Annotated in this window: 23 protein-coding genes; 16 read left to right on the top strand and 7 right to left on the bottom strand. The window is 66.3% G+C overall.

The window, feature by feature from the left end:
* Window positions 1-311: 311 nt before the first annotated feature.
* From ACHQ4I_RS22715 to ACHQ4I_RS22670, 10 genes are all read left to right on the top strand, one after another.
* The gene (locus tag ACHQ4I_RS22715) at window positions 312-2,033 is read left to right on the top strand and encodes a serine/threonine-protein kinase (protein ID WP_420773809.1); all 1,722 of its coding nucleotides are present in this window, start codon (window positions 312-314) and stop codon (window positions 2,031-2,033) included.
* A gap of 20 nt (window positions 2,034-2,053) precedes the next feature.
* The gene (locus ACHQ4I_RS22710; RefSeq protein WP_420773808.1) at window positions 2,054-2,725 is read left to right on the top strand and encodes an HAD family hydrolase; all 672 of its coding nucleotides are present in this window, start codon (window positions 2,054-2,056) and stop codon (window positions 2,723-2,725) included.
* A gap of 205 nt (window positions 2,726-2,930) precedes the next feature.
* On the top strand, window positions 2,931-3,794 hold the full coding sequence (locus ACHQ4I_RS22705) for a HalD/BesD family halogenase (protein ID WP_420773807.1): 864 nt from the start codon (window positions 2,931-2,933) through the stop codon (window positions 3,792-3,794).
* A 10-nt stretch (window positions 3,795-3,804) separates the two neighbouring features.
* The gene (locus ACHQ4I_RS22700) at window positions 3,805-4,641 is read left to right on the top strand and encodes a class I SAM-dependent methyltransferase (RefSeq protein ID WP_420773806.1); all 837 of its coding nucleotides are present in this window, start codon (window positions 3,805-3,807) and stop codon (window positions 4,639-4,641) included.
* On the top strand, window positions 4,638-6,449 hold the full coding sequence (locus ACHQ4I_RS22695; protein ID WP_420773805.1) for a choline/carnitine O-acyltransferase: 1,812 nt from the start codon (window positions 4,638-4,640) through the stop codon (window positions 6,447-6,449). Before ACHQ4I_RS22700 ends, ACHQ4I_RS22695 begins: the two co-directional genes overlap by 4 nt.
* Before the next feature lie 90 nt (window positions 6,450-6,539).
* Window positions 6,540-6,821: a phosphoribosyl-ATP diphosphatase gene (locus ACHQ4I_RS22690; protein ID WP_174415078.1), complete on the top strand. Its 282-nt coding sequence runs from the start codon at window positions 6,540-6,542 to the stop codon at window positions 6,819-6,821.
* 153 nt (window positions 6,822-6,974) lie between these two features.
* Window positions 6,975-7,826 carry an ATP phosphoribosyltransferase gene (gene hisG, locus ACHQ4I_RS22685; protein ID WP_420773804.1) on the top strand — a complete coding sequence of 284 codons (852 nt, stop codon included), beginning with the start codon at window positions 6,975-6,977 and terminating at the stop codon, window positions 7,824-7,826.
* 146 nt (window positions 7,827-7,972) lie between these two features.
* Window positions 7,973-8,107, top strand: coding sequence for a hypothetical protein (locus ACHQ4I_RS22680; RefSeq protein ID WP_420773803.1), 135 nt, complete (start codon window positions 7,973-7,975; stop codon window positions 8,105-8,107).
* The gene (locus ACHQ4I_RS22675) at window positions 8,107-9,333 is read left to right on the top strand and encodes a YeiH family protein (protein WP_420773802.1); all 1,227 of its coding nucleotides are present in this window, start codon (window positions 8,107-8,109) and stop codon (window positions 9,331-9,333) included. Before ACHQ4I_RS22680 ends, ACHQ4I_RS22675 begins: the two co-directional genes overlap by 1 nt.
* Window positions 9,334-9,548: 215 nt before the next feature.
* Complete coding sequence (locus ACHQ4I_RS22670) at window positions 9,549-9,698, top strand: hypothetical protein (RefSeq protein WP_420773801.1); 150 nt, start codon at window positions 9,549-9,551, stop codon at window positions 9,696-9,698.
* 13 nt (window positions 9,699-9,711) lie between these two features.
* Here the strand turns inward: ACHQ4I_RS22670 and ACHQ4I_RS22665 are convergent, their stop codons facing one another.
* On the bottom strand, window positions 9,712-10,611 hold the full coding sequence (locus tag ACHQ4I_RS22665) for a RecB family exonuclease (protein WP_420773800.1): 900 nt from the start codon (window positions 10,609-10,611) through the stop codon (window positions 9,712-9,714).
* Window positions 10,612-10,691: 80 nt separating this feature from the next.
* Here ACHQ4I_RS22665 and ACHQ4I_RS22660 point away from each other — a divergent pair, with 80 nt between their 5' ends.
* The gene (locus ACHQ4I_RS22660) at window positions 10,692-11,525 is read left to right on the top strand and encodes a tRNA (adenine-N1)-methyltransferase (protein ID WP_040691664.1); all 834 of its coding nucleotides are present in this window, start codon (window positions 10,692-10,694) and stop codon (window positions 11,523-11,525) included.
* On the opposite strand, the gene ACHQ4I_RS22655 is transcribed toward ACHQ4I_RS22660, so the two are convergent.
* The gene (locus ACHQ4I_RS22655) at window positions 11,522-12,016 is read right to left on the bottom strand and encodes a WKL family lipoprotein (protein ID WP_420773799.1); all 495 of its coding nucleotides are present in this window, start codon (window positions 12,014-12,016) and stop codon (window positions 11,522-11,524) included. The two genes, ACHQ4I_RS22660 and ACHQ4I_RS22655, sit on opposite strands and share 4 nt — an antisense overlap.
* 207 nt (window positions 12,017-12,223) lie before the next feature.
* On the opposite strand from ACHQ4I_RS22655, the gene arc reads away from it, so the two are divergent.
* From arc to ACHQ4I_RS22635, 4 genes are all read left to right on the top strand, one after another.
* Window positions 12,224-13,984 (top strand): proteasome ATPase, encoded by a 1,761-nt coding sequence (gene arc, locus ACHQ4I_RS22650; RefSeq protein WP_420773798.1) that lies wholly within the window; start codon window positions 12,224-12,226, stop codon window positions 13,982-13,984.
* A 210-nt stretch (window positions 13,985-14,194) separates the two neighbouring features.
* Window positions 14,195-14,830: a TetR/AcrR family transcriptional regulator gene (locus ACHQ4I_RS22645; protein WP_420773797.1), complete on the top strand. Its 636-nt coding sequence runs from the start codon at window positions 14,195-14,197 to the stop codon at window positions 14,828-14,830.
* Entirely contained in the window at window positions 14,823-16,343 is a 1,521-nt protein-coding gene (locus ACHQ4I_RS22640) for an ArnT family glycosyltransferase (RefSeq protein WP_420773796.1), read from the top strand. Before ACHQ4I_RS22645 ends, ACHQ4I_RS22640 begins: the two co-directional genes overlap by 8 nt.
* 113 nt (window positions 16,344-16,456) lie before the next feature.
* Entirely contained in the window at window positions 16,457-16,894 is a 438-nt protein-coding gene (locus ACHQ4I_RS22635) for a VOC family protein (protein ID WP_420773795.1), read from the top strand.
* Between the two features lie 8 nt (window positions 16,895-16,902).
* Here ACHQ4I_RS22635 and ACHQ4I_RS22630 read toward each other — a convergent pair whose 3' ends face one another.
* From ACHQ4I_RS22630 to ACHQ4I_RS22615, 4 genes are all read right to left on the bottom strand, one after another.
* The gene (locus tag ACHQ4I_RS22630) at window positions 16,903-17,880 is read right to left on the bottom strand and encodes a DUF2332 domain-containing protein (RefSeq protein ID WP_420773794.1); all 978 of its coding nucleotides are present in this window, start codon (window positions 17,878-17,880) and stop codon (window positions 16,903-16,905) included.
* A 45-nt stretch (window positions 17,881-17,925) separates the two neighbouring features.
* Window positions 17,926-18,363 carry a hypothetical protein gene (locus ACHQ4I_RS22625; RefSeq protein WP_420773793.1) on the bottom strand — a complete coding sequence of 146 codons (438 nt, stop codon included), beginning with the start codon at window positions 18,361-18,363 and terminating at the stop codon, window positions 17,926-17,928.
* Between the two features lie 163 nt (window positions 18,364-18,526).
* Window positions 18,527-19,399 carry an LLM class F420-dependent oxidoreductase gene (locus ACHQ4I_RS22620; RefSeq protein ID WP_420773792.1) on the bottom strand — a complete coding sequence of 291 codons (873 nt, stop codon included), beginning with the start codon at window positions 19,397-19,399 and terminating at the stop codon, window positions 18,527-18,529.
* A gap of 143 nt (window positions 19,400-19,542) precedes the next feature.
* Window positions 19,543-20,271, bottom strand: coding sequence for a peptidylprolyl isomerase (locus ACHQ4I_RS22615; RefSeq protein WP_420773791.1), 729 nt, complete (start codon window positions 20,269-20,271; stop codon window positions 19,543-19,545).
* Between the two features lie 466 nt (window positions 20,272-20,737).
* Between ACHQ4I_RS22615 and ACHQ4I_RS22610 the strand changes: the two genes are divergently transcribed.
* The gene (locus tag ACHQ4I_RS22610) at window positions 20,738-22,483 is read left to right on the top strand and encodes a CocE/NonD family hydrolase (RefSeq protein ID WP_420774179.1); all 1,746 of its coding nucleotides are present in this window, start codon (window positions 20,738-20,740) and stop codon (window positions 22,481-22,483) included.
* On the opposite strand, the gene ACHQ4I_RS22605 is transcribed toward ACHQ4I_RS22610, so the two are convergent.
* Complete coding sequence (locus tag ACHQ4I_RS22605; RefSeq protein WP_420773790.1) at window positions 22,480-23,940, bottom strand: aminotransferase-like domain-containing protein; 1,461 nt, start codon at window positions 23,938-23,940, stop codon at window positions 22,480-22,482. The two genes, ACHQ4I_RS22610 and ACHQ4I_RS22605, sit on opposite strands and share 4 nt — an antisense overlap.
* Window positions 23,941-23,961: the final 21 nt, after the last annotated feature.

Genomic DNA, 23,961 nt, shown 5'->3' with positions numbered 1-23,961 from the left:
GTGATATGTGAGATCGATTGCGGCGGAGGGGGTCGTGGAACGACACGTGGGGCCGCGACGCGCGGGCGTGTTCGGGCGGTCGCGACCGCCTGACCTGGGGTATCGGCTTCGGGTCGGCGTGGCGGTGGATAGATGTCGGTTCGGTATGACAAAGTCGGAACTGTTGGTACTGCATCCGGGGCAGTCGGCGGATGCGAACGTCCTGCTGCAATTCGGGTGCAATGTACTTCGGCGCGTAGCATTTTCGACGATTTCCGCTTACGCGCGGAGTGCGAGATGGCTCGGCGGGCAAGCAGGAGGGGCTCAACACCATGACAGCGGACCGGTTGATCGCTGGACGGTATCGGCTGACGGATCCGATCGGCACAGGTGCCATGGGTGTCGTGTGGCGGGCCACGGACGTCCGGCTGCGCCGCACGGTCGCGGTGAAGCAGCTGCTGCTCGGACCCGGTCTGTCCCGATCTCAGGCGCTGGAGGCCAAGCTGCGGGCCATGCGGGAGGGCCGCATCGCCGCGCGGCTACACCATCCCAACGCGATCACCGTCTTCGATGTCGCCGAGGAGGACGGCCAGCCCTGGCTGGTCATGGAGTACATGGACGCGCCGAGTCTGGCCGCGAAGCTGTCGGGCAAGCGCACGCTGGCGCCGACCGAGGTGGCGCGCATCGGCGCCCAGGCCGCGGGCGCGCTGGCCGCCGCGCACGCCGCGGGCATCATGCACCGGGATGTGAAGCCGGCGAATCTGCTCGTCGGCGACGACGGCACGGTGAAGATCACCGATTTCGGCATCTCCCGCGCCGTCGGTGACGTGACCGTCACCGCGACCGGATTCCTGGCGGGCACGCCGGCGTACCTCGCACCGGAGGTGGCGCGGGGCGAGAATCCGGAACCGGCCTCCGACGTCTTCGCGCTCGGCTCCACGCTCTACGCGGCCGTCGAGGGCAGCCCGCCCTTCGGCGAGGGCGATAACGCGCTCGCCGTGCTGCACGCGGCGGCCAGGGCGCAGGTGCCCCCGCCGCGGCACGCCGGGGAACTCGGTCCGGTGCTGATGCGATTGCTGGCCGCCTCGATAGATGCCAGGCCCAATATGCGCGAGGCCAAGGAGGCGCTGGAAGCCGTAGCGGCGGGCCGCACCCCCGCGCTGGCGACCACGCACGCGGCGACGAAGGTCATGCCCGCGCCCGGTGCCGCCGTGACCGACTCCGACGCGGGCGCGACCACGGTGCTGAGCAAGCAAGGGGCGAGCAAGTCGGGTGCGGGCAAGTCGTCGGATGCGGAGATGGTCGCCGCTGCGGCGCTGGCCGGACCCGCCGCACCGGCGGTCACCGTCGCGCCGCCGCCCCCGCCACCGAGATCCGGCGGCACCGTTCCCGGCGGGGGCGGCGGTGGCGCGGAGCAGAGTCGCGGCAGGCTGATCGCGGTGGCGGCCGCCGCCGCGGTCGCGGTGCTGGTGCTGGTCGCGGTGATCATGTCCTCGCTGAAGAACGACGATCAGGGCGGCGGCACCGCGGTCGGTTCCTCGACGTCCGCGCCCGCGCTGAGCAATCCGGAGTCCGCGCCGGAGTCGCCGAACGCGATCCAACCGGGTCAGCCCGAACCGCAGAACCAGCCGAGCACCGCGCCGCCGACCACCCAGCCGAGCACAACCGGCCAGCCGACGCCCACCCCATCGGTCAAGCCGTCGACCACCGTGCCGCCGACGGCCATCACCACCACACCGTTCGGCCCGGCCACCGCGGACCGGATCTCCCAATTCATCTACGGCTATTACGGGATGCTGCCCGGCAATGTGCAGGGCGCGTGGTCCCAGCTCACGCCCTCCTATCAGGCCCAGACCGGTGGCTTCGGGTCCTACTCGCAGTTCTGGTCCACCGTCCGCTCGGTGAGTGTGGGTGGCGTCACGCCGAACGGTGAGAACCGGGCGGTCGTTTCGCTGACCTATAGCCTGAAGAACGGCTCGACCTCATCGGAGAACCGGTGGATCCAGGTCACGTCGGATAACGGGCGATTGCTGATCGCCGCTTCGGGTTTGTAGACATAAGGGAGACGGATCGGGTGACGGCACGGCTTGCCGGTGTGCTGTGGGATATGGACGGCACGCTGCTCGATTCGGAGAAGCTGTGGGATATCGGCGTGCGGGAACTGGCGCGCGCCCACGGCCACGAGATGAGCGAGGAACTGCGGCATTCGCTGATCGGCGCATCGGGGCCGAACGCGCTGCGGCTGATCTTCGACGGCCTCGGCATCGAGCCGACGCCCGAGACGGTTCGCGCCGCCGGTGAATTCATCGATCGACGGGTGACCGAGCTGATGGCCGGTCCGATTCCGTGGCGTCCGGGCGCGAAGGATGCGCTCTCGCTCGTGCGCACCGCGGGGCTGGCGACCGCACTGGTCACCAATACCAAGCGGTCGCTTACCGAATTCGGCCTGGATACTCTCGGTCGCGACTTCTTCGACGTATCGGTCTGCGGTGACGAGGTCGAGCACGGCAAGCCCGCACCCGAGATCTATCTGCGCGCCGCCGAACTCCTCGGTGTGCGTCCGCGAGACTGTGTGGCACTGGAGGATTCGCCGACCGGCGCGGCCGCGGCCGCTGCGGCGGGCTGTGCGGTCATCGTGATTCCGTGCGAGATACCGGTTTCGGATGCGCCGGGGCGGGTATTCCGTGATTCGTTGGTGGGGTTGACCATCGACCATCTGGAAGACGCTCTGCGCGTTCGGGGTTGAACGACCGGATCTGGATGGCGGGGCCGTGTTCGGGGCCGATCATGATCGTTCGGCCCGCCGATCGTGGGCCGACATTCCCGAGCTCGCCATAGCGAGAGTTACTGTGCCGCAACGCAAGTGCGCGCTGATGGTAGGTGTGACCGTAGTCACCGGCAACTTTATCGAATCCCGGGCGTGTCGTCGTTCCCTGCACCAAAATTACGCCATGGCTGCGACGGGTGTCCTGGACGAGATCGTCGATACGGCACGGTATCCGCTGGCGGATCCGAATGGCGCAGCCCGGCAGGCGGCCGTGGCGCGGGCGCGCGCGGAACTGGCCGATGGCGGCTGCACAGTACTTCGGGAGTTCATCCGTCCGGAGCTGATCGAGACCTTGCGCGCCGAGGGCGAGGCAATGGCCCCGGATGCGCACTATCGGGTCGAGCGGGTCAACGCCTACAACATTCCGCTGGATACCGAACTGCCAGAAGATCATCCCGGTCGCATCGTGCTCGAACGCGGCAATGCGTTCGTCCCGCGCGACCGCATTCCGGCCGAGGCGCTGATCCACCGGCTCTATACCAGTGAGCTGTTCCAACGCTTCGTCGCGGACTGTTTCGGACTGGCCGAACTGCACGAATTCGCTGATCCGCTGGCCGGATTGTGTCTCAATGTGGTGGCGCCCGGAATGTCGCATCCGTGGCATTTCGACACCAACGAATTCACCGTCAGCATGTTGACCCAGCCCGCCGAGACCGGTGGCGTCTTCGAATACTGCCCGAATATTCGCTCACCCCACGCCGAGCAGCTCGACGACGTGCGTGACGTGCTCACCGGTTCCGGTGCGCGACTCGTCCGGCGCCTCGAGTTGCGACCCGGCGACCTGCAACTGTTCCAGGGCCGCTTCTCACTGCACCGCGTATCACCGGTCGAGGGCGGCACGGCAAGGCATTCGGCGATCTTCGCCTATACCGATCGGCCCGGTGTCATCGGCACCGTGGAACGCACCCGCCAGCTGTTCGGGCGGGTGCTGCCCGATCACCTAGCCGCCGCGGCCGACGCCGTCCGTGGCGATCGGTTGCTCGACTGAGAGGGACGACATGCCAGTGCCGTTGCATACGACCGGGAAAGCTTCCTTCGACGACATCTACGACCGTCCCGATCCGCGCGAGTACTACGCACGGATGTCCGAATTGGATTACCGCATACCGGAACTGGCGAAACCGTTCTTCCAGCAGCAGATCAGGGAATACCGCGCCTCCGCGCGCGTCGATTCCCCGACCGTGCTCGATATCGGTTGTTCCTACGGTGTCAACGCGGCCCTGCTGCGCTTCGACACCACCATGAGCGATCTGGCCGACCATTACCGCGGCGTCGAGGATGCCGATCAGGCCGCGCTCATCGCTCGCGACCGTGCCCGCCTGGGCAGCCGCGACCAACTCCCCGACGTCCGCTTCATCGGTATGGACGCCGCCCGCCCGGCGCTGTCCTATGCGCACGCCGCCGGATTCCTGCACGACACGGTGCACGCCGATCTCGAGTCCGCCGACCCGACCGACGAGCAACGCCGTACGCTGGCGGCCGCGGATATCGTCATCTCGACCGGCTGTGTCGGATATGTCACCGAGAAGACGCTGGCGCGTGTCGCGATGGCACACCCGCGTCGGCGGCCGTGGATGGCACACTTCGTGTTACGCATGTTCAGTTTCGAACCGATCGCCGCGGAACTGGCCGCGCTCGGCTACCGCACCGAGCAGGCCCCCGGGGTGTTCGAACAACGCAAGTTCGCCTCCGATAGTGAACGCACCCAGGTGTTGAATACCTTGGCCGCCAACGGTATCGATACCACTGGCCAGGAAAGCACAGGCTGGCTGCTGGCCAACCTGTACATCTCGCGACCGCTCCCGAAATACGCCGACCCCGAGGACCCCCATTGACCGAACGCACCTTCGCCGCCGACGACGCCCTACCCCGGGTGCCCCTGCCGACGCTGGAGGACAGCGGCGAGCGGTTTCTGCAGTGGTGTGCTCCACTGCTGACCGCCGACGAATTCGCCACCACCGAGGCCGCGGTCGCCGACCTGCTGCGCGCCGACGGACCAGGCCGGAAACTGCACGCCGCACTGGCCGAATACGACGCGACGCCCGGCGTCGGCAGCTGGCTGGATCTGTTCTGGCCATCCCGCTACCTGGGCCGTCGCGATCGCATCGCGTTGAACGCCAACTTCTTCTTCCTCTTCCGCGACGACACCCCGCTGGCCGCCTCCACCGGCGCGACGCAGGTGGAGCGGGCGGCCGGAATCATCGCGGCCGCGGTGGATTACAAGTTGGCGCTCGATGTCGAGGCCGTCCCGCCGGTCACCCAGCGCGGGCAGCAGCTATCGATGTGGCAGAACAAGTACCTGTTCTCCGAGACCCGGATTCCGGGGGAGACGCAGGACTCCGTGCGGGTGCCCTACAGCGACGAGTGGCCCGGCCCCTCCGATGCCCGGCATATCGTGGTGTTCTTCCACGGCAGCATGTTCCGGCTGGATGTGATCGGCCCGGACGGCGCGCCGTATTCGCTCGACGATCTCGCCGACGGGCTGCGCGCGGTGCTCAAGGCCGGTGCGCGCTCGGCCCGCACCGATACCGCCGTGGGACATCTGACCACCAAGGCGCGGGCCGAATGGGCCGCCAGCAGAGAGGTTTTGCGCACCCAACCGGCCAATCTGGCGGCGCTGGACACCATCGAGACCGCACTGTTCTGCCTGTGCCTGGAGGACTTCAGCCCACGCGACGAACTGCAAGCCTGTGACCAGCTGTTGCACGGTGACAGCGCCAACCGCTGGTTCGACAAGTCGGTATCGTTCATCGTCTTCGGAGACGGGCAGGCGGGCATCAACATCGAGCACTGCGGGCTCGACGGCACCACGATCCTGTCCTTCGTGGACACCCTCCTGCAGACCCCCGCCGCCGAACACGCCACCCGGTCCGGGGCGCAGCCGCAGGGGTTGCCCCCGGTCGAGCCGATCGAATTCGTCCTCGACGCGACCCAGCGCGCCGATATCGCGGCGGCGGGCGCGGCGTTCGCCCGCTACGCGGCCGAGAATGCCACCGCGACAGTATCTTTCGATTTCGGCACGACGCGGGCCAAGCAACTGGGCATCTCACCGGATGCCTTCGCGCAGCTGAGTTATCAACTGGCGCACCGACGCAGCAAGGGTCTGACCGGGGCCACCTACGAATCGATCGCCACCCGGCAGTACCGCAACGGCCGTACCGAGGCCATGCGGGTGGTGACGCCGGAGATGGTGGCCTTCGTCGACGCGATGCAGGATCCGGCCCTCGCCCCGGCCGACCGGCTCGGCGCCGCGCTGACCGCCGCGAGCGCGCACGTGGAACGCGCCAAACAGTGCCAAGCAGGTGACGCGCCCGAACAGCATCTGTGGGAACTCGAGTGGATCCAACGGCGCCGCGGTGCCGAACTCGGCGTCACCGATCCGATCCCGCTGTACTCCAGTCCCGGCTGGACGATCATGCGCGACGACTACCTGAGCACCAGCTCGGCCCCGTCGGTCAATATCCGCTACTTCGGCTTCGGCTCGACCAGCCCGAAGTGCATCGGCATCGCCTACGTGCTGCTGCCGGACCGGTGGAACCTCTACCTGGCCACCCCGAAGGCCGTGGCCGACGAGATGTACGCCTTCGCCGACCACCTGCGCACCGCCGTCGCCGACCTGGAGGCCCTGCTCGCCCGAGCCTGACCCGCTACACCGCATCCCCGTCGCTCCGGACCCCCGGGCCGACGGGGATGCCTGGCGTTATGGGCCGGAGCAACAGCCCCGCACACGGGTCTGAAACAATGGCTCACCGTGAAGAACTTCGAAACCCTGTTCGCCGAGCTGCAAGATCGTGCGGTCACCCGCCCTGAGGGGTCCGGGACCGTGGCGGCATTGGACGCGGGCGTGCATTTCCAGGGTAAGAAGGTGCTCGAGGAGGCCGGGGAGATCTGGCTGGCCGCCGAGCACGAGGGCGACGAAGCGCTCGCCGAGGAGATTTCGCAACTGCTCTACTGGGTCCAGGTGCTGATGGTGGGCCGCGGGCTGAAGCTGGAAGACGTGTACCGACATCTGTGACGGCGGTGTTGAATTTGCGGCACTCGAAGGCCCCTGCGTGCGCGCGTACACCTTGCGGGGGACCGCTCTGACGGCCCGCACCGCGTGCCTCCGGGGCCGTCGCTCGTGCCGCCGCGTCGATCCGTAGTTTCTCTTCTCGAAAGGACCCACCCCATGCTGCGCGTCGCAGTCCCCAATAAAGGCGCACTCTCCGAATCGGCCACCTCGATCCTGGCCGAGGCCGGTTACCGCAAGCGCACCGATGCCCGCGATCTGACCGTCCTGGATCCGGCCAACCAGGTCGAGTTCTTCTTCCTGCGGCCCAAGGACATCGCCATCTATGTCGGCTCCGGCGAGCTCGACCTCGGCATCACCGGCCGCGATCTGGCGCTGGATTCCGGCGCGCCGGTGCAGGAACGGCTCGCGCTCGGCTTCGGCCGCTCCACCTTCCGCTACGCCGCACCGGCCGGGCGCGAATGGAAGGTCGAGGATCTCTACGACAAGCGCATCGCCACCTCCTACCCGAACCTGGTGCTGGCAGACCTGCAGCGCCGTGGCATCGAGGCCGAGGTGATCCGCCTCGACGGCGCGGTCGAGATCTCCATCCAACTCGGTGTCGCCGATGCCATCGCCGATGTGGTCGGCTCGGGCCGCACCCTGCGCCAGCACAACCTGGTCGCCTTCGGTGAGACGCTGTGTGATTCGGAGGGCGTCCTGATCGAGCGCGCCGGCTCGGACCAGAAGGAACGGGCCCGCAACCAGCTCATCGCCCGCATCCAGGGTGTCGTCTTCGGTCAGCAGTACATCATGCTGGACTACGATTGCCCGAAGGAACTGCTGGACGAGGCGGTCAAGATCACCCCCGGCCTCGAGTCGCCGACGGTGTCCCCGCTCGCCGATCCGGGCTGGGTCGCCATCCGCGCCATGGTGCCGCGCAAGCAGGGCAACGAGGTTATGGACCAGCTCGCCGAGCTCGGCGCGAAGGCGATTCTGGCCTTCGATATTCGGTCCTGCCGCGCCTTCTGACACGTCCGCGGACGCTCGGCCCCGTCGATCGGCGGGGCCGAGTCGCTTTGTGCGCGTGATCGATTCACTGCGATTGCAATCGGTGTGCTGACCTGCGATTGATTGGTACGTTGCGGCCTCGATGAGGAAACGCAAGGAGTACCGCCGTGTCACAGACACCGCCCGCCGAACGTTCGGGCAGCACATTCGCATGGAATGAGGACTGGTTGGCCGCAATCGTCGGCCTGGTTCTCATCGCCCTGGTCCTGGTCGGCGCGATCCCGGATTGGCTGGTGCCGTGATGTCGGAGACCGAAGCCGAGACGGACGCCGTGAGTGTCGACGCCGGGCCCGAGGACGCGGCATCGACGTCGGATACCGCCGATGTCAGTGCCGAGGCAGTCGAGCAGGACCCGGTCCGATCCGAAACCGCTGCACTGCAAGCAATCTCGCGTCCTACCGGAGCGGAGATCGCGGCCGGGGTCGCGGTCGTCATCCTGCTCGGCGCGCTGACCCGCTACTTCGACACCCACGTGCCGCGCTGGGCCGTCGACACCCCGTTCCGACGGGTCGCCAAATCGATCGAATTCCCGGTATACGCCATCGCGATCGGCCTGATCGGCAATGTCGTGCTCGCGAAACTCGATCTGCGCGAACGCCTTTCGGCCGGCTTCCGCACCGAATTCTTCATCAAGACCGGCGTCGTGCTGCTGGGCGCATCGATCAACCTGAAGATCCTGGTGACCGCCGCGGGACCGTCGATCGTGCAGGCACTGCTGCTGATCACCACGGTCTTCGGCTTCACCTGGTGGCTCGGCGGCCGACTCGGTCTCGACGATAAGCTGCGCGCCCTGCTCGCCTCGGCCGTCTCGATCTGCGGTGTCAGCGCCGCCATCGCGGCCGCGGGCGCGGTGCAGGCCAAGCGTGAGCAGATCGCGTACGCGGCGTCACTGGTGATCATCTTCGCGCTGCCGTCGATCTTCGTATTGCCTTGGCTCGCCGATGTTTTCGGCCTTTCCGATGCGGTCGCCGGCGCCTGGATCGGCGGCAATATCGACACCACCGCGGCCGTCGCGGCCTCGGGTGCGATCGCCGGGGAGAAGGCGCTGCAGATCGCCACCATCGTCAAGACCACGCAGAACGCACTGATCGGTATCGTCGCGATCGCACTGACCGCCTATTTCACGCTCCGAGTGGAACGCGTCCCCGGTGCGGCCCGGCCCTCGGCGCGCCAGTTCTGGGAGCGGTTCCCGAAGTTCGTGATCGGCTTCGTCGCCGCCTCCGTGATCGGCACCCTCTACCTGCAGTCGGCGGATAAGAAATCCGGTGCGGCGCATATCGCGATCGTCAACGATCTGCGCACCTGGTTCCTGATCTTCGCCTTCGTCTCGATCGGCCTGGAATTCTCCGTGCGTGGCCTGCGCGAGGCGGGCTGGCGTCCGGTGGTGGTCTTCGGCTCCGCGGCCGTGGTGAATCTGGCCGTCGGTTTGGGCCTTTCGGTGCTGTTGTTCCACAACTTCACCGTGTAGATCCGCAGCGGTAACCCGCCGTTCCGATGTTCGCCGGTCACCCCGGCGAGCATCGCAGCGGCGTGCCTCGGGCTCCGGTGTGCATTTAGTTCGGGACGAAACTCACGAAAACTTAATGATTCGCCGTCAACACTTGGGGCGTGTTGGGCGAAATAAACAATGGAACACCTCCGACGGCCGTGCCGTTCGGGGGACGAACGACAGCGGAGGACCCAGTGAAACCGAGTGTCGAGCCGGTCGGCTCGTGGTGGCGGATTCGCAATGCCCTCATCGTGATAGGTGATGTCGTCGGAGTCCTCGTCCTGATCGGCGTGATCGCCGTAGTCGGCTCGCACGGCTTCGATCTGGATCTGTTCATCAAGTGAGTGTGGATTCCGCTCAGTCGGCGACCGCGTCGGCGAAGGTTTCGTCCGGCGATTCCCCGGTACCGCCGTCCGGCCAGCCCGGATAGGCCGGTGGGGTGCCGCCGAATTCGGGGCACAGATTCTTGTAGCTGCAATGGCCGCACAGCCAGCTGGTGCTGGGTTGGAACTCACCGGTGCGACCCGCCTCGAGAATGGCCTGCCACAGCGCCGAGAGGGTCCGTTCGAAGCGCAGCAGTTCGTCCTCGTCGGGGGCGTAGGTGAGGATCTGCTCGTCGGCCAGGTAGATCAGCCGCAGTTGGGCGGGCAGGATGCCGCGGGTGCGCAGCACGACCAGCGCGTAGAACTTCAGCTGGAACAGCGCCTTGGTCTCCTGGGCCAGTCCGGGCGCGCGACCGGTCTTGTAGTCCACCACCCGCAGCTGGCCGGTCGGCGCGACATCGATGCGATCGACGAATCCGCGCAACGGCACGCCGTCGTCGAGTTCGACCTCGACCCGCGACTCACACGACTCCGGATCGAAGCGGGTCGGATCCTCCAGCCGGTAGTACGTCTCGACGAGGGCGCGCACCTCGCCGAGAAACCCGTTCAGACCGTCCTGCGCGACCAACTCGGCGATCTCCGGCCGATCGGCCAGCACCCGTGCCCAGGCGGGCTCGACGAGCGTGGCCGCGCGCTCTAGCCCCCGGTCCGCGGCGGGCATTCCGTACAGATCCTCCAGCACCGCGTGCACCACCGTGCCCCGCACCGCGATCCGCGTCGGCGGTTCCGGAATCCGATCGATCGCGCGGTAACGGTACTTCAGCGGGCACTGCTTGAAATCCATTGCCCGAGAAGGCGACAGCGCCGGGCGCGAGCGATCGGGTGCTAGCCCCCGCGCGGTGTCGGCAGGGGGCGTGGATACCGGCGAATGCATACCTGGCAGGCTATCCCGCGGCACCGACACGCCAGTGCCGTACAGCCAGACAGCACCGACCGACCAGCGAACGGAGATACATGACGGCCAGACGGACCGGGCCATTCACCATTGGGGACCGGGTACAGCTGACCGATGCCAAGGGGCGCCTCTACACCGTGGTGCTGGAACCCGGTAAGGAGTTCCACACGCATCGCGGCGGTATCAAACACGACAACCTCATCGGCGCCGACGAGGGCAGTGTCGTGCAGTCCACCAATGGCACACCGTATTTGGCGCTGCGCCCGTTGCTGATCGATTACGTGCTGTCCATGCCGCGCGGTGCGGCGGTCATCTACCCCAAGGACGCCGCGCAGATCGTGCACGAGGGCGATATGTTCCCTGGCGCGCGCGTGCTGGAGGCAGGTGCCGGTTCCGGCGCGTTGACGTGCTCGCTATTGCGCGCGGTCGGCCCGCAGGGCCAGGTGGTCTCCTACGAGATCCGCGAGGATCACGCCGAGCACGCGATCCGCAATGTGGAGACCTTCTTCGGCGAGCGCCCCGACAACTGGTCGATCACCGTCGCCGATGTCGCCGCCTATGACGGCCCGCCGGTCGATCGGGTGGTCCTGGACATGCTCGCGCCCTGGGATGCGCTGCCCGCGGTGTCGAAGGCGCTGGTCCCCGGCGGCGTGCTCATCGTCTATGTGGCGACCGTCACACAATTGTCGAAAGTGGTCGAGGCGCTGCGCGAGCAGGAGTGCTGGACCGAGCCGCGATCCTGGGAGTCGATGGTGCGCGGCTGGCATGTGGTCGGTCTGGCGGTGCGTCCCGAACATCGCATGCAGGGACACACCGCCTTCCTGGTCAGCGCGCGGCGGCTGGCCGAGGGTACGGTCACCCCGAAACCGCAGCGCCGCCCGTCGAAGGGTTAGGCGGGCACGCAGGGCGCCTGCGCGAAGCCGAGCATCAAACAGCCGCTGGCATCCGACAGCTTCCAGGTTCCGTCGACATATTCCCAGGTCATGGGCATGGCGGGGGCGGTGCCGTGCGGTGAGGTGATGGTCACCTGGGCGGTCGCGGTATTGCCGTTGGCGGTGATATCGGCGATCGCGTAGGTGAGCTTGCCGTAGCCGCCCAGCGCCTTGTTCATCTGGTCGATATTGGCAGTGCGCTTTTCGCCGCCGACGATTAGCTTGGACTTCTCGGCGGTGGGTTTTGCCGGGTCGGAAAGGGCGTCCAGAACGCCGGTGAGCGTTTCGGCGGTGGGCGCGGCGGCGCTGCCGTGATCGCCGTGACCTGCGGCGCTGGTCGTCGCAACGGCCGAAGTGGTACTCGTGGCCTTGGCATCGGACTTATCGTCGGAGCCACAGGCGGCGATACCGACGGTAGCGGCCATTGCCGCCGCAGCGATAGCCATGGACATACGCAGGGTCCTGGCGGGAAGGAGCATCGTCAGCAACCTTTCGGTTCGGTCGGCGAAGCAGGTCGCCGCGGGACTGGTTAGGGCAGGCTAACATGGTGGATCCGCCGCCGATCGCAGCCCAGATGTGATCACGACGAAACCATGTCGGAAAGCGAGAACGGTTCGCGCCCGGTAGCGTTGATAGACCGGGACTGGGAGGAGCAGCACATGAGCCCCATCGAGAATTCGGATTCGGCGGCCTGGAGAGAGCTCGAGGCGGTACGCGCCGAAGCGGCTGCACTCCGGAGGCAACTAGCCGATTCGCCGGATCGCGCACGGGAATTGGAAGCCCGCATCGATTCGCTGACCATTCGCAACACCAAGCTGATGGACACCCTCAAGGAAGCGCGTCAGCAGCTGGTCGCGTTGCGCGAGGAGGTCGATCGGCTGGGTCAGCCACCCAGCGGATACGGGATCCTGATCGGTGTGTACGAGGATCAGACGGTCGACGTGTTCACTTCGGGCCGCAAGATGCGCCTGACGTGTTCACCCAATATCGACACCTCGACCCTCGAATACGGCCAGACCGTCCGCCTCAACGAGGCGCTCACGGTCGTCGAGGCCGGAATCTTCGACGCCGTCGGTGAGATCGGCACCTTGCGCGAGATACTCGACGATGGACGCCGGGCACTGGTCGTCGGACATGCCGACGAGGAGCGCGTGGTGTGGCTGGCGGGTCCGCTGGCCAAGGTCGCCGAGGTCGACGATCTCGACGATCCCGATTCGCCGATCCGCAAACTGCGCCCGGGCGATTCGCTGCTGGTGGATACCAAGGCGGGCTTTGCCTTCGAGCGCATCCCCAAGGCCGAGGTCGAGGATCTCGTGCTCGAGGAAGTGCCCGATGTCGACTACAGCGATATCGGTGGTCTCGGTCGGCAGATCGAGCAGATCCGCGACGCGGTGGAATTGCCGTTCCTGCACAAGGATCTGTTCCGCGAGTACGCGCTGCGCCCGCCCAAGGGTGTGCTGCTCTATGGTCCGCCCGGTTGCGGTAAGACGTTGATCGCCAAGGCCGTTGCCAATTCGCTGGCGAAGAAGATCGCCGAGGCGCGCGGTGAGGATGCCAAGGAAGCCAAGTCGTTCTTCCTGAACATCAAGGGCCCCGAGCTGTTGAACAAGTTCGTGGGTGAGACCGAGCGCCACATCCGGATCATCTTCCAGCGGGCGCGCGAGAAGGCCTCCGAAGGTACACCGGTGATCGTGTTCTTCGACGAGATGGATTCGATCTTCCGCACCCGCGGATCGGGCGTGTCCTCCGATGTGGAGACCACCGTCGTGCCGCAGTTGCTCTCCGAGATCGATGGCGTCGAAGGCCTCGAGAATGTCATCGTGATCGGCGCGTCCAACCGCGAGGACATGATCGACCCCGCGATCCTGCGGCCGGGACGTCTCGATGTGAAGATCAAGATCGAGCGTCCGGACGCCGAATCGGCACAGGACATCTTCTCGAAGTACCTGACCGAGGAGCTGCCGCTGCACGCCGACGATCTCGAGGAGTTCGGCGGCGACAAGGGTCTGTGCATTCGCGCGATGATCGAACGGGTCGTCGACCGGATGTACGCCGAGAGCGAGGACAACCGCTTCCTGGAGGTCACCTACGCCAACGGTGACAAGGAAGTCCTGTACTTCAAGGACTTCAACTCCGGCGCCATGATCCAGAACATCGTGGACCGCTCCAAGAAGTACGCCATCAAGGCGGTACTCGACACCGGCAACCCGGGCCTGCGCATCCAGCATCTCTACGATTCGATCGTGGACGAGTTCTCCGAGAACGAGGACCTGCCCAACACCACGAATCCCGATGACTGGGCTCGCATTTCGGGTAAGAAGGGCGAGCGGATCGTCTACATCCGTACCCTGGTCACCGGCAAGAACGCCTCGGCCAGCCGCGCCATCGACACCGAGTCGAATACGGGTCAGTACCTGTAGGTTTCGAGTCGAGGGGCCGCGCTTCCGTTGGGAGCGCGGCCCTTCGGCGTTTCCGGGTCGGCTCTGCGCTGCGTGGTCGTGGATCAGCCGGTCCACCGGTCACGCCCTACTGGCGGCGTCGCCCGGTGATTGCGGTTCATCCTTGTGGGGTAGGTGGGGTCATTCTTGTGGTTGATGTGGGGATTTGGGCGGGCGGGTTAAAATTTGGCCATGCGGCCAGAAAATGAGACGAGCGGTCGGCAACGGTCGTTCATCGAGGAGGCGCGGCGGCGGCAGATCATCGCCTCGGCGGTGGAGGTGATCTCCGAGGTGGGGTACGGGAGTGCTTCGCTGGCGCGGATCGCCAAGCATGCGGGGATCTCCAAGGGCGTCATCTCGTATCACTTCGCGGGGAAGGACGAGTTGATGGAGCAGCTGGTGATCCAGCTGTATGTGTCCGGTGGCGAGCACATCGCGCCCGCGGTGATGGCGGCGGAGGGGGCGCGGAATCAGTTGCTCGCCTATATCGGGTCGAATCTGGGGTTCATCGACGCGAACAAGAAGTACGTCGCGGCGCTGACCGATGTGGTGCTGAATCTGCGTGATGCGGACGGTAAGCCGCGGTTCGCCTCGGCGGAGGGCGAGCACGAGATCATTCGGCCGCTCGTCGAGATCATGCGGGAGGGGCAGCGATCCGGAGAGTTCGGCGAATTCGATCCGCTGGTGATGGCCAAGTCGATCCGCGATGCGATCGACGGTGCGGCCGGACGGGCCATTCGGGAGAAAGACTTCGATATGACGACCTATTCGGCCCATGTGTGCCGGTTATTCGATTTGGCGACCCGTAAGGGGGGAGACGATGACTGATGTGATGGAAAGCGAAGTGCGGCAGGAGGATCGCGCCGAGGCGACGCCGCCGTTCGCGTGGCTCGGCGTGGGGGCGATCGCGCTGGTGGCGGCGATCATGTTGTTCGCCTCGCTCGGGCGCTACGGGTTCTTCGGTGACGAACTGTACTTCCTGTCGGCCGGGCGCAGACTCGCGTTCGGATATGCCGATCAGGGTCCGCTGCTGCCCGCGATAGCCCGGCTGGTGGATGTGATATCGCCGGGATCACTAGTGGCACTGCGCATTCCGGCCGCACTGGTGACGGTGGTCGCGGTGCTGATCAGTGCGCAGATCGCGCGGGAGTTCGGCGGGTCGCAGACCGCGCAGGTGTTGAGCGCGACGGCGTATGCGACCTCGCCGTTCCTGCTCGTGCAGGGAACTCAGTTGGCCACCAATACGATTGATACCGCGCTGTGGGTGTTGATCAGCTGGCTGCTGATCCGGTGGGTGCGCACGCGTCGGGACGGTCTGTTGCTGTGGGCCGCGCTGGTCACCGCGCTCGATATCCAGGTGAAATGGCTGATTCCGTTCTTCTGGGTAGCGGTCGCCATCGGAGTGGCGATCTATGGTCCGCGGGAGTTGTTGCGGCGGCCCGCGCTGTGGGTCGGCGCGGGTTTCGTTGTGCTGGTGACGGTTCCGACGCTGATCTGGCAGGCCGAGCACGACTGGCCGCAGCTGCGATTGGGTGCGGTGGTCGCGGCGGAGCAGTCGACGATCGGCGGGCGGTACACCTGGCTGCCGCTGGCGCTGGTCGCGGCCGGATTATTCGGTGGGGTACTGCTGATCACCGGAATCTGGGCACTGTTGCGTTGGGAATCGTTGCGGCCGTATCGATTCCTCGCGGTGGTCCCGCTGCTGCTGACGGTGGCGTTCATCGCCACGAACGGTCGCCCCTACTATGCGGCCGGATGCTATGCGGCCGTGATGGCGGCGGGCGCGGTGCGCTGGACCGCGAATACGGCACGGTGGCGCACGTACGTGACCGTTGCGCTCGTCGCGGTTTCGGTGGCGATCGCGGTGTTCTCGATGCCATGGCGGCCCGAGTCGTCCATCGATCCGGTCGACAGCCAGGCCGAGGCCGGCCTCGAAATCGGCTTGTACGGCAAGTTCGGCTGGCCGGAACTACGCGAGGCGACCGCCGATGCTTATCTGGCTCTGCCGGAAGCGCAACGGCCCGATGCCGTCATCATTGCCGATTCCTATTGGCAGGCAAGCGCCTTGGATGTCGATAGGCAGCGCTACGGACTACCCGTCATCTACAGCCCCAACCGTGGCTTCGGATACTTCGGCACCCCGCCGGATTCGGCCACAACAGTGCTGTGGGTCGGCAATGCCGAGGACGAAATGCACACGGCCTGTGGCGAATTGACTCCGGTCGGACGCGTCGACGCACGCCTGGGCTATCCGGATGTCACCCGCAACGTAACCATCTGGCGCTGTACCCCACGCCAGGCCTGGTCGCGGGTCTGGCCGGATATGCTTCGCCTCGACTGAACCGCTGGGCCGGGCGCGTCCGATCGTTCAAGACTTCCGGATACCGCTCGCATTGACTGAACAGTGGCCGGGGCGATTGCCCCGGCCACTGTTCGAGCATCAGGAGGAGCGGTATGAAGGCGAATATCAACGCGATCACCTTGGCCGTGAGCGACCTGGAACGGTCCCTGCACTTCTACCGGGACGGCCTCGGCCTGTCCTCACCGGGCATCATCGGCACGGAATTCGTCCGCGACGACCAGCACCCGGGCGGCTCGGTAGCCATGTTCACCCTGGACAACGGCCTCATCCTGTCCCTGTACGCCCGCACCGACCTGGCGCTGGACGCCGGGATCCCGCTCGAACGCGTCGCGGGATCCCCGATCAGCCTGGGCCTTTTCCTCGACAGCCGAGAAGACATCGACCTGATCCTGCACCGGGCCGAACAAGCAGGCGGCACCATCGTCCGCCCACCCCTGACCCGCCCCTGGGGCATCTACGCGGGTTACTTCGCCGATCCAGACGGCCACCTGTGGGAAGCGGTGTACTTCATGAACAACACGCCCGGCTGATCCCCCCTTTACGCCGGAATATCGGCGGCGAACCAGTCCAGCGTCTGACCATGCGGCCCGGCGTAGGCCAACGGCCTGCCATCGAGGGCGACAACGAACTGCCCACGCCTGTCGGTCAGCGGTTCGGGTAGTTGATCGGCGACGGTCCGGATAACGTGAGCGCCTTCGTTGCTGATCCAATGGCATGGCAAGCCGCGCACGGTCTCCTCGAATGCTGCGCGCGCCTCGGCGTCCAGATATGCCAGCACGGCACTGCCGAAGACGACGACAGTCGTATCGCGCGGCGCGGCCTGCACGAGATCCGTGATTTCCGCATTGATATCACCCGCGACCAGCCGGGGCGGATCCTGCTGGGCAATGTCGATGGCCGCGCGCAGTCGATCCAGTCGCTCGGGTCGTCCTGGCCAAACCAGACATTCGAGCCAATGCATGGCCTCGGAATCGGTGACATCGAGCGGATTCAGGTCGACTCCCGCCCTGTGCAAAACTGACGGAAGTTGTTCGGGCACAAGTGGATTGCCCGAGGTCGTGCACGTCAGCGCCACGGGAGACGGGCCGTCCTGCGGATCTAGCGCCGGTCGGTCGTCGTAGTGATAGCTGTACCGATCCGGATACAGGCACAGCCCAGCCGACGCACCGACCTCGATCAGCGACAATGGCCCCGGTAGCTGTGCAAGAACGGGCAGCAACACCGCCGTCCGACCCGCCTCGTTCGTCTGCGTGTTCCGCGCCGACGCGACCTCGCGCACGGTATCCCAATGCGCGATGAGCCACCGCTCGAATTCCGGGAACTCCGAATCCGGTACTCCCACATACCGTGTCGCGCCGAGCACGAGATTCGGCTGCCGCTTCGGCTCCGGTAGCTGCTCGATCAACGCGAGAAGTTCAGGGGTCTCGGCGATTCCGAGGCACCATTGCTCGTATCGTGGCGAGTTGCCTCGTGCTTCGGTCTCGGCGAAGAGGCGATAGCGTTGCGCGGTGTCCATCTCGATACCCTGTCGAATCTTTTGCAGCGGATAGTGTTTCGCGCGCTAAGCGAACAGGTCGGCGAGGTACGGGATGAGTTGGGGCCAGGAGGCTTCGACGATGCCGCGGTGGTCGGTGGGGTAGGTGTGGAACTGGTATCCGCATTGCGGGCTCATGCTGTTGGTGCCGTGATCCCAGGCGATGACCGGCCAACCGCCTTGTGGCGGTGTCCCATTCGGGGTGAACAGCAGTCCGGTCGCCGTCGCGGTCGCACCGGTCGGGCCTTCGGTGACGTACTCGAGCGCCGACACCCGGTCGAACCCACCCCAACCCGGTGTTTGCGGGATCGAGGACACCAGCTCGCCCGCCGCATCGGCGGCGTGCGCGACACCGGCGGTCGCCGCGCCCGATATGCAGAGCGCCATGGCGGCCATCCCCGCGAGACCGGTGCGAACTCGTAGTCGATACGAGATGTACGGCCTGTTCCGACAGTTCGCGCGCATGGCTGCTCCTCTGTTCGGTACAGATTTCAGCACACTATCCACAACTCGCCGCCGGTGTTACCCCTTATGCGAGTCGGACCCGGTCACACGCGCGACATTCGCTGCGGCACAAGCCCATTCGCCACGTGCGCGATGCCGAAAGGGCTTGTGCCGAGACCCGGCGCTAGAGCTCGGCGAGCTGGGGGACTGCCGGTGCCATGCGGTCGATCCAGGCGGCCGGGGACCCGGTGGTCGGGATGATGATCACGGTGTGGACGCCGAGCTTGGCGTAATCGGTCATCTGCCGGACGAATTCGTCGCGATTATCCGGATTCGGTCGCGGATTATTGGCCATGATGGTTATCCGGATGTCGTCGTAATCGCGCCCGACGTCGTCGCAATGCCGACGCAGGACGTCGAGTTTGTGGCCGACATCCTCCGGGGAGGAGCCGAACAGGTTGCAGGCATCGCCGTACTGCGCGACCAATCGCAGCGTCTTGCGTTCGCCGCCACCGCCGATGAGCACCTTGGGCCGGTTGATCGGCTGCGGCGAGCACAGCGTCTCGGCCAGCTGGTAGTACTTGCCGTCGAAGGGGCCGTTGTTCTGCGGATCCCACATCTGCTGACAGATCCGCAGCGTCTCCTCCAGCCGGTCGAATCGTTCGGCGATCGGCGGGAACGACACCCCGAGCCCGCGGTGCTCGCGCTCGAACCAAGCGGCGCCGAGGCCCAGCGCCGCCCGGCCGCCGGACAGGACGTCGAGCGTGGTGACGATCTTGGCGAGCAGACCCGGATGCCGATACGTCACACCGGTGACAAGCAGGCCGAGTTCGATCCGGGAGGTATGCGCGGCCAGATAACCGAGCGTGGTGTAGCCCTCCAGCATGTTCGACTCCGCCGGCAGGCCGGTCGGCTCGATCTGGAAGTAGTGGTCCATGAACGACAGCCAGGTCGCACCGGCCGCCTCCGCCGCCGCGCCGACCCTGGCCAGCTCACCGGCGATGGCCGTCGTACCGCCGTCGATATCGAATATCGGTAGATGAAAACCGAGTTCCATGAAGTGATCCCCTGGTTCTAGACGACTCTGAACCACCAACGCTATGACCTGGAGAGCACTCCAAGTCAAGTGCGGAATCACCTCGTGCACGTCGCCAGCGGTGGCGATGCCGTTGCGACGGCACCGCCACCCGGCACAAACGATCAGCCCTGGGTCGTGGTGACCGAATTCAGGATGACGTCGGCATTCGGCCGGCCGTCTTCGCTGCCGAGGACGACACCCGCGTTGGCGACCTTCTCCAGGACGTCCATGCCGCCGGTGATCTTGCCGAAGGGGGTGTAGCTCGGCGGCAGCGGCGAATCCTTGTACACCAGGAAGAACTGGCTGCCGTTGGTATCGGGTCCGGCGTTGGCCATGGCGACCGTGCCCGCGGGGTAGGTGGCGCCGTCGAGATTCTCGTTCGGGAACTGGTAGCCGGGGCCGCCCATACCGGTGGCGCTGGGGTCACCGCATTGCAGGATGAAGATGCCGCTGGTGGTCATGCGGTGACACTGGGTGTGGTCGAAATACCGCTGCCCGGCCAGGAAGACGAACGAGTTCACCGTGCGCGGGGCGCGGGCGGCGTCCAGGGCGATATCCACCGTGCCGCAGGTGGACTCCAGTTTGGCGGTGTAGGCCTTGCCCGTGTCGATCGCCAGCGCGGGCTCGGCGTCCCACTGCTTGATCTCGGGCTTGACCATATCCGGGGCGACGCATCCGGCAACCGGCGCACTGCCCGGATTCGCCGAGACGCCGCCCGCGGCGAAGACCGCGAGGGTGGTGCCCACGGCGAGTACGCCGAGGCCCCGGAGCAGGGCGGACCCGACTCGGCGAGGCTGGCGCCTGGTGGGCTTGTGGTGGTCGAATTGCCGCGCCTGCACATGGCTGCTCACCGGTCGAGATCTCCTTCTTTTGGGTGTCGCATCGGTTGATGCTCAGCGGATCATTCCATCTCGACGCGCCGAACGGAACGAGATGCCGGATTACGACTGTGCGGCAACACAAATCCGGCCACGATCGACCCGCATGCCGCCCAGGCACAGCCGGACCGCGGGAAAATCCGTGCCGAGCGCATCAGGGTGTCGGTTAGCATGGCTGCGACGGAGGCGCACCTGATCACTAATGGCTCGGCACGCACTGAATCTCCGGTGAAACCGCCTCCACGGGAGGTGTATCGACTTGTCCGGATACGCATTTGGCATCGGTCGCGTGCTCACCGCCGTGGTGTGCGTCGGCGCGCTGGTCGGCGGCTGCACCGCGAGCAGTGACACGAAATCGTCGTCGCAAACGGGGGCTTGGCCGCCCAACGACGACAGGGGGTCGTGCGCGGTCGACAAGCAGACCGATGTCGCGGCGACGATGCGCGACGGGACGGTACTGCGCGCCGATGTATACCGTCCGCAAACCAGCGATCCGGTTCCGGTGGTGCTGATGCGCACCCAATACGGCAAATCCGCCGCCCAGATCCAGCCTTCGCGCTATCGAACACCCGACTGGTTCGCCTCGCACTGCTACCTTGTCGTCATCCAGGACATCCGCGGCATCGGGAAATCCGGCGGTACCTTCACCGAATTCGGCAATGACACGCGCGACGGCTACGACACCGTGGAATGGGCCGCCCAACTGCCCGGTTCGAACGGCAAGGTGGGTATGTACGGTTCGTCGTATGTCGGTGCCACGCAATGGCTTGCCGCCATCGAGACGCCGCCGCATCTGACCACGATCGTGCCCGCGAATACCGCCTCCGACTATTACGACGGCTGGACCTATGAGGGCGGCGCGTTCCGGCTCGCCTTCGTCGAACCCTGGGCCATGGGCACCATCGGACTCGAATCCGCCGAACAACGTGACGACAAGGCCACCGCGAACCAGTTGCGCACCGATCTGCAGAACGTCACATCGTGGCTGAATTACCGCCCGTACAAAGACTTTCCGCCGCTGCAGCCGGGAAATCCGGCCGTCGCTGCGTGGTTTTTCGACTGGATCCGCAACTCGGTACGCAACGACTACTGGAAGCAGTGGAGCATCCGCGACCGTTACCCGAATGTGCGCGTGCCGGTGCTCGATATCGAGGGGTGGTACGACGCGTTCCTCGCGGGCGGCGTCGAGAACTTCACCGGCATGGTCGAGCGCGGCGGGGACCCGCAGGCGCGGCAGAACCAGCGACTGGTGATCGGCCCGTGGGATCACCTCGGCTGGGGACGGCCCACCTCGACCATCGCGCCCCGGCTCGAGAAGCTGGGGTCGGTGGGTGACAGCCCGATCAACGAGTTGATGCTCGCGTGGTTCGACCACTTCCTGAAGGGGCAGGACAACGGCGTAGCGGGTAAACCACGCGTCGACTACTTCCTCATGGGTGCCAATCGCTGGAAGTCGGCGCCGAGTTGGCCACTGCCGCAAACACAGTGGGAGGAGTACTACTTCGCCGACAGCGGCGCCAACGGCATGTCCGGACGGGTCGGCAAACTGGTCGAGCAGGCGCCGACCGGACCCGCGGCGGTGGACAGGTACGTCTACGATCCCGCATCCGCGGCGCCGAGCATCGGCGGGCATTCGTGCTGTTCGGTGGGCTCGGGCCCGCAGGGACCGTTCGACCAGTCCGCGGTCGAGCAGCGTTCGGATGTGCTCACCTACACAACCGATCCACTGAAAACCGACACCGAGGTTACCGGCCCGATCACCGTGAAGTTGTGGGCATCCTCCACCGCCCCGGATACCGATTTCGTCGCGCGGCTGGAGGTTGTCGGACCCGACGGATCGGCCGTCAATCTCAACAATGGCATCATTCGTGCCGCGTTCCGGGATTCGCTGTCCGACCCCACCGCTCTAGTGCCCGGTCAGCCGTATGCGTTCACCATCAAGATCTGGCCGACCAGTTACCAATTCAAGGCTGGCGACCGGATCCGGGTGGCCATCAGCAGCAGTGACTACCCGCAGTACGCGCCGAACCCGAATACCGGCGAACCCTTCGGCGACAGCGCCAGGACGCAGCCCGCGACGCAGACGATCTACAAGGATGCCGAACACCCGTCGTCGCTGGTCCTGCCCATCATTCCGGCCGGTGACAGCGGCTCCACGAGCTTCGATATCAAGCCCGGGTCCTAGGCGCGCCGGACGCGGCGGTAGGTGGGAGCCGCGGTGGTCGCGGCGGCGAGTTCGCTGGTGAGCCAGTCCAATTCGCCGTCGGTAATCGCGGCGACGGTGATGCGCAAGTGGTCGCCGGGTGGATGGTCCTCGACCTCGAAGGGACGTCCGGGTGCCGCCTTGATGCCGGCGGCGGCCAGGGAGATCATGGCCGCGTTCTCATCGGCGACCGGAAGCCACAGATTGATGCCGTCGCCACGGGCGACGGTAATACCCTTGCGAGCCAGCGCGCGGCGGAGTTCCATTGCGCGCCTGCGATATTCGGTGCGTGCGGCGGCGACGGTGCGTGCGGCGGTATCGTCCTCGAGCATGGTGAGCAGCAGGCGCTGCAGCAGGCGGCTGGTCCAGCCGGGGCCGAGCATGCGGCGTTCGATTATCGGATCGAGCAGATCGGCGGGACCGCCGACGACCGCGAGACGCAGATCCGCGCCATGGGATTTGGAGTACGACCGAATGTGTACCGTCCGGCTCGGTAGTCGCGATCCGAGGGAACGCAGTGCGGCGGAGGCGATTCCGGCGGAGTGATCATCCTCGATGACGAGGGTGGCGGTGCCCGCGAGGATATCCGTGAGTTCGCGCGCGCGTGCGGCGGTGAGCGAGACGCCCGTCGGATTCTGGGCGCGGGGCTGCAGGATCAATGCGGTGGCACCGTGATTCGTGACGGCGCGGCCGAGATCGGCTGGTAGCAAGCCGGATTCGTCCATACGGACCGGAATCGGCCGGGCGCCGAGACGGGCAAGCAGGTCGAGAAACGGTGGGAAGCAAGGATCTTCGACCGCGACCGCGTCACCGAGACGGACGTGCGCGGTGAGCACGCGATCGATGGCATCGAGCGCCCCGTCGAGTACCGCGAGACGTTCGGCGCGGAAGGGCCAATCGGCGCGCACCTTGGCGGCCAGTTCCGGCAGCACGGCCGCACCGAGGTAGTCGGCCGCCAGGTCGCCGCCGCTACCGTGCTCGGTGATCGCGCGCAGGGCGGCGACCAGATCCGGTAGCAGCTCCGGATCGGGGGTGCCGCGGGACAGGTCGATGCGGAAGGCGCTATCCGAGGGCGGATGCAGGCGCTGGTAGCGACCCGTCGACGGCGCCGGACGGGTGGCGGTGCGTTCGCCGACGAAGGTTCCCGCGCGCCCGCGCGCGACAATGGCGCCGGTGGCGGCCAGCGCCCGCCAAGCCTGGTTGACGGTCGCGGGGGAGACTCGCAACTCGCGGGCGACCTCACGCACGGTCGGCAGTCGGGACCCGGGTTCGATTGCACCGGAACGAATCCGGCGGCTCACCGCGGCCGCGATCCCGGCCGGGGTTCGATCTTCGAGATCGGCGTTGAACAGGCCGGACCCGGCTACGGCAGGAGCGGGCGCGGTGTCTCGCGCGTCGTCTGCGGGCACCTGCGGCGCGGTAGTCGGATCGAAGTTCACAGCGTCATTCTGCGTCGGGCA

Origin of the sequence: Nocardia nepalensis, assembly GCF_048910785.1 — a bacterium.
Lineage (GTDB): Bacteria > Actinomycetota > Actinomycetes > Mycobacteriales > Mycobacteriaceae > Nocardia > Nocardia nepalensis.
Note: the sequence above shows the minus strand (reverse complement) of the source record. Positions and strands in the feature narration are given on the sequence as shown.

What these genes read in the sequence shown, in the direction of transcription:
- ACHQ4I_RS22715 (WP_420773809.1), top strand. Translation starts at nt 312, where the DNA reads ATGACAGCGGACCGGTTGATCGCTGGACGGTATCGGCTGACGGATCCG.
- ACHQ4I_RS22705 (WP_420773807.1), top strand. Translation starts at nt 2,931, where the DNA reads ATGGCTGCGACGGGTGTCCTGGACGAGATCGTCGATACGGCACGGTAT.
- ACHQ4I_RS22700 (WP_420773806.1), top strand. Translation starts at nt 3,805, where the DNA reads ATGCCAGTGCCGTTGCATACGACCGGGAAAGCTTCCTTCGACGACATC.
- hisG (WP_420773804.1), top strand. Translation starts at nt 6,975, where the DNA reads ATGCTGCGCGTCGCAGTCCCCAATAAAGGCGCACTCTCCGAATCGGCC.
- ACHQ4I_RS22675 (WP_420773802.1), top strand. Translation starts at nt 8,107, where the DNA reads ATGTCGGAGACCGAAGCCGAGACGGACGCCGTGAGTGTCGACGCCGGG.
- ACHQ4I_RS22665 (WP_420773800.1), bottom strand. Translation starts at nt 10,611, where the DNA reads ATGCATTCGCCGGTATCCACGCCCCCTGCCGACACCGCGCGGGGGCTA.
- ACHQ4I_RS22660 (WP_040691664.1), top strand. Translation starts at nt 10,692, where the DNA reads ATGACGGCCAGACGGACCGGGCCATTCACCATTGGGGACCGGGTACAG.
- ACHQ4I_RS22655 (WP_420773799.1), bottom strand. Translation starts at nt 12,016, where the DNA reads ATGTCCATGGCTATCGCTGCGGCGGCAATGGCCGCTACCGTCGGTATC.
- arc (WP_420773798.1), top strand. Translation starts at nt 12,224, where the DNA reads ATGAGCCCCATCGAGAATTCGGATTCGGCGGCCTGGAGAGAGCTCGAG.
- ACHQ4I_RS22645 (WP_420773797.1), top strand. Translation starts at nt 14,195, where the DNA reads ATGCGGCCAGAAAATGAGACGAGCGGTCGGCAACGGTCGTTCATCGAG.
- ACHQ4I_RS22640 (WP_420773796.1), top strand. Translation starts at nt 14,823, where the DNA reads ATGACTGATGTGATGGAAAGCGAAGTGCGGCAGGAGGATCGCGCCGAG.
- ACHQ4I_RS22635 (WP_420773795.1), top strand. Translation starts at nt 16,457, where the DNA reads ATGAAGGCGAATATCAACGCGATCACCTTGGCCGTGAGCGACCTGGAA.
- ACHQ4I_RS22630 (WP_420773794.1), bottom strand. Translation starts at nt 17,880, where the DNA reads ATGGACACCGCGCAACGCTATCGCCTCTTCGCCGAGACCGAAGCACGA.
- ACHQ4I_RS22625 (WP_420773793.1), bottom strand. Translation starts at nt 18,363, where the DNA reads ATGCGCGCGAACTGTCGGAACAGGCCGTACATCTCGTATCGACTACGA.
- ACHQ4I_RS22620 (WP_420773792.1), bottom strand. Translation starts at nt 19,399, where the DNA reads ATGGAACTCGGTTTTCATCTACCGATATTCGATATCGACGGCGGTACG.
- ACHQ4I_RS22610 (WP_420774179.1), top strand. Translation starts at nt 20,738, where the DNA reads ATGCGCGACGGGACGGTACTGCGCGCCGATGTATACCGTCCGCAAACC.